This is a genomic window from Azospirillum formosense (genome assembly GCF_040500525.1).
Lineage (GTDB): Bacteria > Pseudomonadota > Alphaproteobacteria > Azospirillales > Azospirillaceae > Azospirillum > Azospirillum formosense_A.
Map to the genome: position 1 here is coordinate 1,377,051 of NZ_CP159402.1, position 14,016 is coordinate 1,391,066.

The 14,016-nt window shown below is 70.5% G+C and carries 10 protein-coding genes; 3 read left to right on the forward strand and 7 right to left on the reverse strand.

Going from position 1 to position 14,016, the window contains the following annotated elements:
• The first annotated feature begins 7 nt into the window (after positions 1-7).
• On the forward strand, positions 8-457 hold the full coding sequence (locus ABVN73_RS06605; RefSeq protein ID WP_353859441.1) for a GNAT family N-acetyltransferase: 450 nt from the start codon (positions 8-10) through the stop codon (positions 455-457).
• Between the two features lie 15 nt (positions 458-472).
• On the opposite strand, the gene ABVN73_RS06610 is transcribed toward ABVN73_RS06605, so the two are convergent.
• From ABVN73_RS06610 to ABVN73_RS06620, 3 genes are all read right to left on the reverse strand, one after another.
• Positions 473-1,246, reverse strand: a complete 774-nt coding sequence (locus ABVN73_RS06610; protein WP_353859442.1) for a hypothetical protein — start codon at positions 1,244-1,246, stop codon at positions 473-475.
• 135 nt (positions 1,247-1,381) lie between these two features.
• Complete coding sequence (locus tag ABVN73_RS06615; RefSeq protein WP_353859443.1) at positions 1,382-2,959, reverse strand: cisplatin damage response ATP-dependent DNA ligase; 1,578 nt, start codon at positions 2,957-2,959, stop codon at positions 1,382-1,384.
• Positions 2,956-3,942, reverse strand: a complete 987-nt coding sequence (locus ABVN73_RS06620; protein WP_353859444.1) for a ligase-associated DNA damage response exonuclease — start codon at positions 3,940-3,942, stop codon at positions 2,956-2,958. Before ABVN73_RS06620 ends, ABVN73_RS06615 begins: the two co-directional genes overlap by 4 nt.
• Before the next feature lie 149 nt (positions 3,943-4,091).
• Here ABVN73_RS06620 and ABVN73_RS06625 point away from each other — a divergent pair, with 149 nt between their 5' ends.
• Together ABVN73_RS06625 and ABVN73_RS06630 are read left to right on the forward strand one after the other, a co-directional pair.
• A complete protein-coding gene (locus ABVN73_RS06625) occupies positions 4,092-5,012 on the forward strand; it encodes a pseudouridine-5'-phosphate glycosidase (protein WP_353857311.1) in 921 nt (306 codons plus the stop codon).
• Positions 5,013-5,121: 109 nt separating this feature from the next.
• Positions 5,122-5,535: a hypothetical protein gene (locus tag ABVN73_RS06630; protein WP_035674528.1), complete on the forward strand. Its 414-nt coding sequence runs from the start codon at positions 5,122-5,124 to the stop codon at positions 5,533-5,535.
• Positions 5,536-5,612: 77 nt separating this feature from the next.
• Here ABVN73_RS06630 and ABVN73_RS06635 read toward each other — a convergent pair whose 3' ends face one another.
• The 4 genes from ABVN73_RS06635 to ABVN73_RS06650 all read right to left on the reverse strand — a co-directional run bounded on the left by ABVN73_RS06635 (position 5,613) and on the right by ABVN73_RS06650 (position 13,752).
• Entirely contained in the window at positions 5,613-6,497 is an 885-nt protein-coding gene (locus tag ABVN73_RS06635; protein ID WP_353857312.1) for an S-methyl-5'-thioadenosine phosphorylase, read from the reverse strand.
• Positions 6,498-6,583: 86 nt separating this feature from the next.
• Positions 6,584-7,282 carry a rhomboid family intramembrane serine protease gene (locus tag ABVN73_RS06640; protein ID WP_353857313.1) on the reverse strand — a complete coding sequence of 233 codons (699 nt, stop codon included), beginning with the start codon at positions 7,280-7,282 and terminating at the stop codon, positions 6,584-6,586.
• Positions 7,283-7,408: 126 nt separating this feature from the next.
• Positions 7,409-11,710, reverse strand: a complete 4,302-nt coding sequence (locus ABVN73_RS06645) for a translocation/assembly module TamB domain-containing protein (protein WP_353857314.1) — start codon at positions 11,708-11,710, stop codon at positions 7,409-7,411.
• A 113-nt stretch (positions 11,711-11,823) separates the two neighbouring features.
• Positions 11,824-13,752 (reverse strand): autotransporter assembly complex family protein, encoded by a 1,929-nt coding sequence (locus ABVN73_RS06650; protein WP_353857315.1) that lies wholly within the window; start codon positions 13,750-13,752, stop codon positions 11,824-11,826.
• Between the last annotated feature and the right edge of the window lie 264 nt (positions 13,753-14,016).

The window sequence follows — 14,016 nt, forward strand, 5'->3', positions numbered from 1 at the left end:
GGCTGACATGCATTCCCGCTGGTACCGCTTCGCCGATCTATCCGCCGGCACCCTTCACGACATGCTCCACCTCCGCCAGAGCGTGCTGGTGGTCGAGCAGGCCTCGCCCTTCCCCGATCTGGATGGTCGCGATCCGGTTGCGCAGCATCTGGCTCTGTATGACGGCGACGGCCCGGCTCCGGTCGGCTACGCCCGTATTTTCGGCCCTGATCCGGCGACCGGCGCCACGTCCTTCGGGCGGCTGGCGTTGGCCCCGGCATGGCGCGGCAAGGACCTGGGGCGCCGGCTGGTCGCGGAGTGCCTGGAGCGGCTGGTCCTCAACTGGCCGGAGCACGACGTTCAGATCAGCGCGCAGCTTTACCTGGAGCGATTCTACGGCAGCTTCGGCTTCCGCCGCGTCAGCGGCGTTTACGATGACGTCGGCATCGACCACATCGACATGCGGCTGAGCCGTTAGGGCGGGAAATTCCGTCTACCTCTTGGCGTCCGCCAGGATGTCGCCGGCCTCCTTGCGGATGACGTTCAGGTTCTTCAGCAGGATCGCCAGCGCCTGATCGTAATTGAAGGCCTCCTCCGACTCGTCCGGGATGTCGGTGTCGTCAGCGGCGACGGAAACCTTGGCCTTCTTCTTCACGGTCGAGAAATACTCGCTGCCGGTCTTCTCGAATCCCTTGATGGCCTTCTGCAGGGCGTCGACGTCGTTGGCCCGGGTGGCGGCGTCCAGCGCCTTCGTCGCCTTCTCAAGCCCGCTCGACGCCCGGAAGGCGAGCAGGAAGCCTTCGGCCGGCTTCTTCTTGCCGGTCAGCGCCTCGAACATCTTCTTGGCGGCGGTCCAGTCGGCGAAGAAGGTGGTGGCGGGCATCTCCTTGCCGCCGCCGGCCTTCTCCAGCTTCTTCAGGGCGGCTTGGCTTTCCAGCTGGGCCATCTGCTCGACGTTCATGGCGCCGCCCAGCATGTCGGCCGCCACTTCGACGGCGCCCTCGTTCTTCGCCTTCTGCGCCTTCACGATGACGGCGCTGAGCTTCGCCCGGAAGATCTTGGTCGCCTGGAGCAGGTCGGCCAGCGCCGCGCGCAGCGCCTTGGCGTCCCCGGCCTTGTAAGCCTTGTCCCAGGCCGCGGCGGCCTTCTCCACGTCACCGGACTTCTTCACCACCGCCAGCGCGTCGCCCGAATTCGGAATTTTCTTCGCCTCGGACTCGCACTTCGCCTTGTGCTTCTTGAATTCGGGAGCGGCGGCGAACGGCATGGTCAGGTCTCCGGCTTGATGTCTTCCACCCCGCTCGACCGCAGCGAACGGTTGCAGAAGACTAAGCGACGTCCCGCCGGCGTCAACACGGACCCGGTTCAAAATGGAAGAAGCGGCTCCGCTTGGCCCATCGCTCTAGCCGACGACCATCGCCTGAAGCGTTTCCAGCCGGTCGGCTTCCGCCGCCGGCTTGTCCCAGCGGATGCGGTGGATGCGCGGGAAGCGCATCGCCAGACCGCTCTTGTGGCGGTTCGACGGGTGCACGCTGTCGAAGGCGACCTCCAGCACCAGCCCCGGCTCGACCTCGCGCACCGGGCCGTAGCGGCGGGTCGTGCGGTTGCGCACCCAGCGGTCGAGTTCCACCAGCTCGGCGTCGGTGAAGCCGAAATAGGCCTTGCCGACCGGCACCAGCTCCTCGCCGCGCCAGACGCCGAAGGTGAAGTCCGAATAGTAGCTGGACCGCTTGCCGTGGCCGCGCTGGGCGTACATCAGCACGGTGTCGAGCGTCAGCGCCCCGCGCTTCCACTTGAACCAGGGCCCCTTGGGGCGCCCGGCGACGTAGACGCTGTCCTTGCGCTTCAGCATCAGCCCTTCGATGCTGTACTCCCGGCTGCCCTCGCGCAGCCCCTTCAGCGCCTCCCAGCCCTCGAACGGCACCAGCGGCGACAGATCCATCCGCCGGGGCCGCACCGCGTCGTGCCAGCGCTCCAGCCGGGCGCGCCGCTCGGTGAAGGGCAGGCTCCGCAGATCCTCCTCGCCGTCGAACAGGATGTCGTAGAGCCGCACCCAGGCGGGAAATTCCTTGAGCATCGCGGCGGTGACCGTTTTGCGGTTCAGCCGCTGCTGGAGGTCGTTGAAGGGCGCGATGTCGCCCTCGTCGCGGGCGACCAGCAACTCGCCGTCCAGCACGGCGTCGAAGGTCATGTGGTCGGCGATGTCGGGAAAAGCGCCGGACACGTCGTCGCCGGTGCGGCTGTAGATTCGCCGCTCGCCGCCGCGGGCCGCCAGCTGCACGCGGATTCCGTCCCATTTCCATTCCGCGGCGTAGTCGGCCGGATCGAGCCCGGCCATGTCCTCCTCCTCCAGGGGATGGGAGAGCATCAACGGGCGGAAGCCGGCGCCCTTTCCCGCCGCCGGCCGGTCGGACCGTCCTTCCAGCCAGGCGAACAGGTCGGCGTAGGGCGGGGTCAGACCGTGCCAGCACTCCTCGAGATCGCCGAGGTCGACCTTGCCCCATTCCGCCAGCGCCGTCTTGGCCAGCCGCGCCGACACGCCCACCCGCAGGCTGCCGGTGATGAGCTTCAGCAGCGCGAAGCGGCCCGAGGAATCGAGCGTGTCCAGCCAGCCCTCCACCAGCCCCATCACCTGCCCGCGCTTGGCCGCGCGCAGCGTATCCACCACCTCGGTCATGGAGGGCGGCAGGCTGTTCGCCCGCTCCGGACGCTCCGGCCAGATCAGCGCGACCGTCTCGGCGAGGTCGCCCACATAGTCGTAGGACAAGGCGAACAGCTCGGGATCGACGCGGGTGGCGACCAGCTGCCGGATGGCCGCCGGCTTGGCCTCGTGGAAGACCAGAGACTCCGTCAGGGCCGCCAGAGCCCAGCCGCGGTCGGGGTCCGGCGTGGTCGCGAAGAAATCCGCCAGCAGGCGGATCTTGCCGTTGCGCGCCGGCATGAAGACCAGCCCGTCGATCAGGGAGGAGAAGTTCTTCACGCCCCCTCCTCCTCGAAGCCGACCAGGGCCAAGGCGCGGGCGCGGATGCCGCGCTGGGTCGCGTGGTGGACCAGCGCCTCCTCGCGGCCGTGGGTCACCCAGACCTCGGGAGCGGCGACCTCGTCGAGCGTCTGGACCAGCTCGTCCCAATCGGCGTGGTCGGAGATGACCAGCGGCAGTTCCACACCGCGCTGGCGCGCCCGCTGCCGCACCCGCATCCAGCCGGAGGCCATCGCCACCACCGGGTCGGTCAGCCGCCGCGCCCAGCGGTCGGCCACCGCGCCGGGCGGGGCCAGGACCAGGGCGCCCTTCAGTTCCTCCTTCGCCGCGACGGTGGCTGGGCGAAGCTCGCCCAGCGGCACGCCGAAGCCCTCGTAGAGCTTGCAGATCGGCTCCAGCGCGCCGTGCAGATAGATCGGCCGGTCGTAGCCGGCGGCGCGCAGCAGGGAGATCACCCGCTGGCATTTGCCCAGCGCGTAGGCCCCGACGACGTGACTGCGCTCCGGAAAGAGCGACAGGGAGTGCAGCAGCTTGTCGATCTCGCCCAGGTCGGGCGGATGGCGGAAGACCGGCAGGCCGAAGGTCGCCTCGGTGATGAAGACGTCGCAGGGCACCGGCTCGAACGGGGCGCAGGTGCGGTCGAAGCGCCGCTTGTAGTCGCCGGACACCACCACCCGCGTCCCCGCATGCTCCAGCACCACCTGCGCGCTGCCCAGCACATGACCGGCGGGGACCAGCCGCACCGTCACGTCGCCGATGCGGATCGCCTCGCCGTAGTCGAGCGTCTGCGTGGCGGCCCCCGCCCCCTCGCCCAGCCGTTGCCGCATGATGGCGAGCGTCCCGGCGGTGGCGAGCACACAGGCGTGGCCGGGCCGGGCGTGGTCGGAATGGCCGTGGGTGACCACGGCGCGGTCCACCGGGCGCAGGGGGTCCACGTAGAAGCCGCCGGGCTCCACGTAGAGCCCCTCGGGGCAGACCTTCATCCAGCGTTCGGCGGGGGGGCGGGCGGGGCTTTGTGCAGGCATGTGCTGCAATATAGGCCGTCCTCGCGAAAGGACAAAATTCCGATTCCAGCGGTTGCACCGGCGCGGAGCACAGCGCAGGATGCGGGAGAACGAGGGAGAGTCCGACCATGCACCACCGCCTGTCCCCGACGCCCGAGGTCGCCGCCGCCCTGGCCGAGGGCCGGCCCGTGGTGGCGCTGGAATCCACCGTCATCTCCCACGGCATGCCCTACCCGAGGAATCTGGAGACGGCGACGGCGCTGGAGGACGCGGTGCGAGCCGAGGGGGCGGTGCCCGCGACCATCGCCGTCCTCGACGGGCGCATCCGCGTCGGTCTGGACGGCGAGTCCCTGGAACGGCTCGCCAAGGGCGGCACCGGCGTCATGAAGCTGAGCCGCCGCGACCTGCCCGTCGCTCTGGCCACCGGGGTGCCGGGCGCCACCACCGTGGCCGCCACCATGATCGCCGCGCGGCTGGCCGGGATCGCCGTCTTCGCCACCGGCGGCCTGGGTGGCGTGCACCGCGGCGCCGAAACCAGTTTCGACGTGTCGGCGGATCTCGACGAGCTGGCCCGCACCAGCGTCTGCGTCGTCTGCGCGGGTGCCAAGTCGATTCTCGACCTGCCCAAGACGCTGGAGGTTCTGGAGACGCGCGGGGTCCCCGTCCTGGGGCTGGGCACCGATGAATTTCCGGCCTTCTACAGCCGCAACTCTGGTCTGCCTGTCTCTCATCGCTGTGACAACGTGCACGAGGTCGCGGCCATCCTGCGGGCCAAATGGGAGCTTGGGCTGGAGGGTGGCGTGGTCCTCGCCAACCCCATCCCGGAGGCCGACGCGCTCGATGGCGAGGCCATGGAACGGGCCATCGCCCAGGCGCTGAGGAAGGCGGAACATGATGGAATCACGGGGAAATCCGTTACGCCTTATCTCCTCGCGGCGCTGGAGCGGATCACCGGCGGGCGCAGCCTGACCGCGAACATGGCGCTGATCCGAAACAACGCCGTCACCGCGGCGCGGCTGGCGACGGCCTACGCGGCGCTGACGGCCTGATCGGTCATAGACCATTACGCATAAGAGGTAAGCCATCCGTGACATCCGGATTTAAGCACCCGTTAACCGACGCCGGGTGAATCTGCGCTCGTTCTTCACGGAGGTCTCTATGCGTGCGCCCAGCCCGTCGAACCTGGTTTCCCGGATGATCGCCATGGCCGCCCAGCCCGACGAGGGCATTGGCGAAACCGACAACCGCCCGGCTGCGCGGGTCAAGAAGATCGTCTGGGCCTCCCAGGCGGCGAAACTGCGGGGCTCCCTCTCCTCGCGCCTCGTCCATGAAATCGAATGCGCGGTGTCCGCCGATCTCGACAGCATGGAGTTGCCGGAGGTGTTCTTCACCTCCGTCGAGTTCGCCGGCCGGGTCATCACCTGCGACCTGGACGCCTCGGGCACGGCTTCGATCTTCGGCCTGATCGACATCAGCGACTATGACGAGCTGGTGGAGGAAGCCGGCGACGACGCGCTGTTCGGCGTCGATTGGGACGGCGTCTACGTCACCCCGGCGCGCACCCGCCACTGAGGCTTTCCGCGCGATCCGAAAAAAAGCCGCGGGACCCGGACGCACGCCGGGTCCCGCGGCTTTTTGCGTTGGCGTCCTCAGCCCAGCGCGCGGGCGAGGATGATGTCGAGATTCTTGAGCATCTCCGGATCGCGCCTGTCCGGCGCGGTCATGATCGCGTGGTCGAGCGCGGTGTGGCAGCCCTGGGCGCACAGCCCGTCGCGCCCCCGCAGCTTCGGCGCGAGCGTCTTGACCAGGGACCGGGCATTCCCGGCGTTGGCGACCACCACGCGGATGACGGCGTCCACGGTGACGTGGTCATGGTCCGGATGCCAGCAGTCGAAGTCGGTGACCATGGCGACGGTCGCGTAGCACATCTCCGCCTCGCGGGCGAGCTTGGCCTCCGGCATGTTGGTCATGCCGATCACGTCGCAGCCCCAGCTCCGGTACAGCTCGGACTCGGCCTTGGTCGAGAATTGCGGGCCTTCCATGACCATGTAGGTGCCGCGGCGCTGATGCGGCACCTTCAGCTCGACCAGCGCCTCCTCGATCAGATCGCCCAGCCGCCCGCAGACCGGATGGCCCAGCGCCACATGCGCCACCAGACCGGTGCCGAAGAAGCTCTTGTTGCGGGCGAAGGTGCGGTCGATGAACTGGTCGATCACCACGAAGGTGCCCGGCGGCAGATGCTCCTTCAGCGAGCCGACGGCGGACACCGACAGGATCTCGGTCACGCCCAGCGCCTTCAGCGCGTAGATGTTGGCACGGAAGTTCAGCTCGGACGGCGGGATGCGGTGACCGCGGCCATGGCGCGGCAGGAAGACCAGCTTCTGGCCGTTCAGCTCGCCCGTCAGCAGTTCGTCCGACGGGTCGCCGAAAGGCGTTTCCACCTTCACCCAGCTCTGATTCTCCAAGCCGTCGATGTCGTAGACGCCGCTGCCGCCGATCACGCCGAGCACCGGCGCGGACCCGGTTTGCGCCATAGTCACATGCCTCCGTCAATGGGAGGGCGCAGTATTCCGCCCCGGCCCGGCAAAGGCAACCGTCACCGGCGCGGCCACGGCGGCGGTCACAGCGTGCGCAGAAGCACCACGACCAGCGTCAGGTAGACGGCGGCCTTCGCCGCGGTGCCGAGGCGGGCGACGCTCCACAGCGCCACGCCGGGGCGGCGGAACAGGGCGACCAGCGCCATCCCGGCGCCGAACCCGCCGAGATGGGCCGCCCAGGCCACGTCGCCCAGGCTGGAATCCGGGGACGGCGGCATCAGCGTCATCGCCACGTTGATCGCCAGGAAGCTGCCCACCACGAAGGAGGCGGGAACCCTCGGCCCCGGAGTCACGCCGAGCGTGGCCTGCGGGTGCAGCAGCAGGAAGGCTCCCATCACCCCGCAGATGCCCCCGCTCGCCCCGACCAGAGGCGCCATGGGGTCGACGGCCAACGCCCCCTCCACGACGGCCCCCGCCGCGGCGCAGAGCAGGAAGAACAGCAGATAGCGCAGGCTGCCCATCGCCAGCTCGACCGCGCCGCCGAAGGCCCACAGCGCCAGCATGTTGCTGACCAGATGCACGATGTCGCTGTGGATCAGGACATGACCGAACAGCCCGCGCCACACCGCCCAGCTGGGCAGCGGCCCGGCCGTCTCCACGGTTCCGAAGAAATAGGCGGGAACGAAGGCGAGGGATTCCGGCGGCACGCCCAGCACGAAGGCCAGCGTGCAGGCCATGACGATGCCCTGGTTGACGTAGGGAATCCTTCTGGCAGCGCGCACCGCTCCCCCTTCGCCGATGACCGGAGCCTTGAGGGCGCGGCCTTCATCCTTGCTCGATATGGGGGTTCTTGCGCCGATGACCAGCACCCGAAAGCACCCCGCGAACGGGGGCACGGGCCGGACCGGTCAGTAATTCCACTCCCACTTGACGCCGACGCGGGTGTCGGAGTCGGCGCCGACGTCCGCCTGGGCCTTGATGTTCTTGGTGATGTCCACCTCGACCGTGGCACGGCTCTGGTTCGCGCCGATGCCCTGCTCCACCCCGACATAGACGCGGTCGCTGACGTAGCGCCCGGCTTCCACCGCCCCGCCCTTGCCGTCGGCCCCACCGGTGAATTCCAGCCGGTCGATTCCGAGCCCGCGGCGCAGATTGCCGATCAGTCCCGGCCCTCCGCCGCCGAAGCCGGCCAGGGTCGCCGCCGACTGGGCGAGTTGGACCGCCTCCACCGCGTTCAGGCTGCCGACCGATTTCCCGAACAGCACCGCGGACAGCACCTCGTCCTGCGGCAGCCCCTGCGGGGAGGTCAGCTCCAGCTTCGGCTGCCCGGCGGTGCCGGTGACCAGAACCTGCGCGGTCACGTCGTTGGCGGTGGCCTCCGCCAGGAAATCCAGCCGCGGGTCGATGGTGGGACCGCCGTCGAACTCGATGATGCCGCGCTTGAAGACGAAGGTCTTGGCGAGAAGGTCCAACTCGCCCTTCAGCATGTTCAGCCGCCCGCTGATCAGCGGCTGGCTGGAGGTGCCGGTGACGGCGAGCTGCCCAGCGAACTCGGCCTCCAGCCCGCGTCCCCGGACGAAGATCTGGTTCTGCGCGCTGATCGTCAGATCGAGGATCATCGCGAAGGCCGGCTCCGACGCCGCCGGCCCGTTCTTCAGGCTGACCGGCTGCGCCTTGCGGCCCTTCCCGACCTCGACGACCTTCAGGTCGACCACGTTGGGCGGGGTCTGGTTGGGAATCTGGATTTCCGCCCGCTCGATCCGCACGGGGCCGGCCAGCCGCGGATTCAGGAAGCTGCCGGTCAGCGTCAGGTTGGTGCCGATGGTAACCGCCGCCAGATCGTTCTGCACCAGCCGCGCCCGGTCGGCCTGGATGGCGAGGTTGAGCTGCTGCTGCGGGTCCGCGGCGGCGGGGCGGATCACGCCGCGCGCGCTGATCTCGCCGCCGTTGGTGGTCCGCCCGCGGAAGCTCTGGATGGTGAAGACGTCGCCGTCGCCGACGACGCGGGCGTCGATGTTGCTGATGATGGCGCCGCTCGCCCGGTTCTCGTAGCGCCCGTTGGCCAGGGTCACCGTGCCGCCCAGCCGGGGGGCCGCCACGGTGCCGTCGACGCTGACGTCCAGCCGCAGCGTGCCGCGCGCCCGGTCGCCGCTGGCCGCCAGCAGGTCGTTGGCGAGCGAGGCGTCGACGGCGCCGCGCAGCGCCGCCTCCATCCGCCCGCGCTCGGGCACCGAGAAGGCCAGCGTGTCCGGGTCCATGGCCAGCGGTGCGGCGGCGGTCAGGGTCACCCGGCCGGCGTTGTTGCTCGTGGCGACATCGCCGTCCACCGACAGGCGGGCCTCCCTCCAGCGGGCGCTGACGGTGGCGTTCAGGCCCGGCACGCCGGCCTGGGTGGTCTGCTGCGCCTTCAGATTGGCGACGCGCAGCGTGGCGTCGGCCTGCGGACGGCGGACGGTGCCGCCGAGAGTCGCCTGCGCGTTCAGCGTGCCGTCCAGCCGCAGGGTCGGGTTCGCCAGCCGGGCCAGCGCCATCGGCACGCGGTCCAGCCGCAGCTCACCCGACAGCCGCTCCCCGTTCAGGCCGAGGTCGGCGGCGAGTTGGGCGTTGCCGCTGACCAGCCGCAGGCCGGACACCTCGTAGCGCCGCTCGCCCAGGGCGATGGCGGCGGGCTGGGTCAGCCGGAAGGATTCGCCGCTGTAGCGGCCCTGGAGCCGGTCGAGCCGGATGCGGTTCAGAGCGCCGTTCTGGGTGAATTCGCCGGCCAGGTCGAGTCCCAGCGGGTCGCGCCCGGCCCCTGCGGCCTCCGCCCGGAAGGCCGCCTTGGCGAGCGAGCCGTCCACGCTGGCGGTCACGCGGGACAGGTCGTTGCCGGCGGCAGCGCCATCCTGAAGCTCCACGCGCGCCTTGCCGCTGGCGTTACCAAGCGCGTCGGCGACATCGGCGTTGGCGGTCAGGCGGCGGGCGGCGAACAGCGGTCCGCCCTCTCCCTCGACACGCAGGTTGGTTGCGTTGGCGGTCAGGTTGGCCGCCTGCTTGCCGTTCGGCGCGTCGAGCGCGACGGTGAAGCCCGCCGCCCCGGTCAGCGGCACGCCGGCCAGTTCCGACAGAGCCTGAAGCTGCGGCAGGTTGCCGTCGAGCTTGCCGGTCGCGGTCATGGCGTCGAGCGCGACGCGCACCGCCCCGGTGATCCGGTTCGGCCCGTTCGCCACGGCGAGGTCGCTGATCCGCAGCGCCTGCCCCTCCAGCGCATAGGCGGCATCCGCCGTCAGCCCGGCTCCGGCCAATTCGGTGCGGGCCGACACGCGCCCCTGCGGCGCGCCCGGCAGATTCTGCGCGGTGGCGTTCAGCCGCGTGTCGCCGAAGCGGCGCCCCTGCACAGCGAGGTTCCGCGCGTGCAGCGCCGCCTCCGCCACCAGCTTGTCCAGCGGACCCTTCGCCGTCGCGTCGAGTGTCAGGACACCCGCCATTTCCGTCCCGGCGGCGGTGCCCACCGGGGCGAGATCGGCGATCTCCAGCCGGGTCTTCGCGTCCACCGCCCCGTCCACCAGTGCCGCATCACCGGTCAGCCGCCCGTTGCGGCCGTCCACCGTCAGATCGGTGAGGCGCATGGCGCCGCCCGGCTCCATCACCGCCTGCGCGCCCAAGCTGACGTCGCGGCCGAGCACGCCGTCGGCGGGCGTTCCGGTCTGCAAACCGCGCAGCGCACCGCTGAGGCCCGCCGTCAGCGTGCCGTCCTCCTGCCGGCGCACCGGCCCGGCCAGGGCCAGCGACCCGGCCAGCGGTTGCCCGGCGAGGGTGGAGAGACGCGACAGGTCGTCGGCGTTCAGCGACACCGTGACATCGGCGGTCCGGCCCCAGCCGGTCACATTGCCCTGCGCCCCGGCGCTGGCCGCCGCGGTGGTCAGGGTCACCCCCTCGATTCCAACCGCCCCGGTGTCGGCGTTGATCCGCGCCCGCCCGTCCAGCCGCACCTCCGGCCCGGCGACCGAGGCCAGGGCGGGATCGTCGCCGGCGAGATCGCGGACCAGTCCCTCAACCACCACGGTCAGCGCGTCCAGCGTGCCCTGGGCGGTGCCCGACACGGTGCCCTCCCGCCAGGCGATGCCGGGGGCGAAGCCGTGCAGGGTGGAGTCCGGCCCGGCCTGAAGCTCGTAGCGCAGGTCGAGACTGCGGCGGTCGGCGCCGACCCGCCCCGAGAGGGTGGCCGTGGCGGCGGCGGTCTCGACGGCCACCGGCTGCAGGGTCAGGGCACCATCCGGAGCGACCACCACGGTGCCCTTCAGCACCGGCTGCGGCCCGGCCAGCGGCGCGATGTCGGGGCCGAGCAGGGACGCCACGTCGCCGGTCGCCGCGAGGGTGACGGCGTGCCCTTCCGGCACCGCCTTGATCGTGGCGTCGGCGGCCAGCCGGGCGGCGTTCTCCGCCGCCGCGGTGAAGGTGCCCTTCCAGTCGTCGAGCGAACCCTGGCCGTCCAGCGAGGCGCTGACCGGCGGCGCGCCGGGGATGTTCAGTGCGGTGGCGATCAGCCCGCCCGCCGGTTCCGACGCCTTCAAATTCAGGTCGAGCCGCTTGTCGTCGGGGTTGAAGGCGACGTCGAGCGCCACCGTGCCCGGCTGCTCGCCCAGCCGGTCCACATTCAGATGCGCTTCCAGCGACGACCCGCCCGAGGCGAGGTCGAGCGACCCGTCGATCCTCAGCCGCGCCTCCTGCCCGATCAGCGGCTCCGCCAGGAGCAGCTCGGCGATGGCCAGCTTGTCCACGGCGACGCCCACCGGCAGGCTGGGCAGCAGAGAGGTCGGCCCCTGGTCGGGCGGCGGCTGCGGCCCCTCGGCGGGCAGCGGCGCGCGCTCCACGACGACACGCTGCGCCTCGATGGCGTCGGCCTTGGCCCGCCCGGTCAGCAGCGCGGTCGGGGCGAGGTTGACGCGCAGATCCTCCAGACGCAGCCACACGCCCTCGCGGTCGGCGACGGTCACGTCCGAGATCGTGAAGTTGATGGGCACCGCGCCGCCGATGGTGCCGATTTTGACCTGGAGGTCCGGGCCGTTGACCGCCTTCTCGATGGTCTGGGCGATCCAGCGACGGACGGCGTTGGCCGGCCCCCAGCCGCCCCCTTCGGTGTCGGCCGCGCGCGCGGCCTCCGTCAGGACCGCCCCGCTGAGGACGGCGATGGCCAGAAGAAGGACGATCAGACGACGCAGACCCGACACCACGCACCCCGTTGCGGCATTCCCCGAATGGTATAACGGGAAAGAGCATGGGCGATCCCGAACCAAGTGGCAAAAATGCGACCCTGCCCGGCATCACCCGTTGAAAGGACGAATCAGAAGGCCTGACCCAGGCTGAGATAGAGCTGCCACTTCGCATCGCCGGAATCGGCGTTCAGCGGGAAGGCCACGTCGGCGCGCAACGGCCCGAAATCGGTGTAGTAGCGGGCGCCGATTCCCGCGCCGACCTTCAGCGGTTCCTTGAAGTCCGGAAAAGCGCTGTCGAAGACGGTGCCGGCGTCGACGAAGGGCACGATGCCGATGGTCTCCGTCACCTTGACGCGCAGCTCCAGCCCGGCCTCGAACAGCGACCGCCCGCCGGTCGGGTCGCCGTAGACGTCGCGCGGCCCGGCTTTCTGGAACCCGTAGCCGCGCACCGACCCGCCGCCGCCCGCGTAGAAGCGGTGGTCCGGCGGAACCTGGTCCAGCGACGCCCCCACCGTGCTGCCGACACCGATGCGCGCCGCCGCGACGTAGCGCCCGTCGTCGGACAGGTCGCGGTAGGCCGACGCGTTGATCTGGAAGCTGGTGAAGATCGAGTTGGTATCCCCGGTGTAGGGGAACCAGGGCGTGGCGAGCAGCGAGGCGCGGTAGCCCTTGGACGGGTTCAGCAGATTGTCCGAACCGTCCCAGGCGATGCCCAGCGGCACACCGATGAAGCCGGTCTGGTACTCCCGCAGGTTGGAGCGCACGCGCCCGCGCTCCCCCGACACGCCATAGGAAACCTTGAGCTGGTCGGTCACCTGCCGCTCCAGCGAGGCCGAGCCGATGGTGGCGACACGGTCGTAGGCCGGCGGCTGCTCCGACGCGACCTGGAAATCCAGGATCAGCGACTGGCGCGGCGCCAGGAAATCGGGCTTGCGGAAATTGGCGGACAACCGGATGTCCGGCAGGTCCAGGCTGCCGCGCGGCCCCTGCGCGGCGCCGTTGTCGCCGCCGATTCGCCCGACCTCCACCCCCAGCCGCAGCCGCTCCGCTCCGCCGAACAGGTTGCGGTGGCCCCAATAGGCCGAGCCGCCCACGCCGTCCTCCGACGAGTAGAAGGCGCTGGCCCCGATGAAGCGATGCAGCTTCTCCGCCAGCGTGACGTCCACCGGCGTGACGCCGCCCGGCCCCGGCTCATCGGCCAGCCGCACCCGCACGGTGTCGAACACGTCGAGCTGGGCGATCTGTTGGCGCGCCCGGTCGACCTTGGCCGGGCTGTAGATGTCGCCCTGCTTCCAGGGCAGGCGACCGCGGATCAGCTTCTCGTTGACGCTGGCCAGCCCGGTGATCGTCGTGTCGCCGAACATCACCAGCGGGCCGGGATCGACCGAATAGGTGACGTCCATGCTGTGGTCGTCGTGGTCCACCACCACCCGCCGCTCGGCGACGGTGGCGAAGGGGTGGCCGCGGTCGGTCATCCGGCGCAGCAGGGCGGCCTGGGCGTCCACCACCTGGGGGGCGCGCGCCCGCTCTCCCACCGGCAGGCCGATGTCGGTGGGCGTCACGTCGCCGCCCGGCAGGGGCGCGCCGTCGGTGGAGGCGACGGTGATGGTCTTGAAGCGGTAAGGCGTCCCGGGCGTCACCGCGACGGTCACCTTGGCCGGCGTCCGGGCCGCGTCCACGCGGATGTCGAGCACGGCGTCGTAAAAGCCGGCGGAGCGCAGCGCCGTCTGCAGGCGCTCCCGGTCGTTGTCGGCCCGCCGCTCCAGCCCCAGCACCGACGGCGGCGGGTCGTCCTTCAGACTGACCAGCGAGGAGCTGTCGCGCAGCAGGGTGCGCAGGTCGTCGTCGTCCAGCCCGGTGAACTCCACCTCGTAGGGGATCTGCGGGCCGGGGGCGTCGGGGGTGGGGTCGTCCTGCCCGGTCCCGTCCTGCGCCGCGGGCGGCGGAGCGGCGTCCGGCGCGGGGTCCTGCGCGCGCGACGGGTCGCCCGGCACGGCAACGAGCGCGCTGGACAGGAGGATGATGGCGAGGCGGGAAGCGGAAACGCGGCGGGTCATCAACCGACCATGTGGGATTCCTTGTTCCGGACGCCAATGATTCGGTCGCCGAGACGCAAGGAAATTCCGCATAGGCGCTTTGGGCGAGTTTCCCCCACCTCGCCGCTTGCGTTATGAAGCCAGATCATTATATTGCGTCGCAACAGTTTCCCCGGCAGAGCCCCCCGATTGATCTCGGAGGGTTTTTTTGTTGTGCGCGGTCAACGAGCCGCGGTGTCGGGGCGGCATTGCGCAACGGAAGCCCCAAAGCGGATTTAAGAGTCC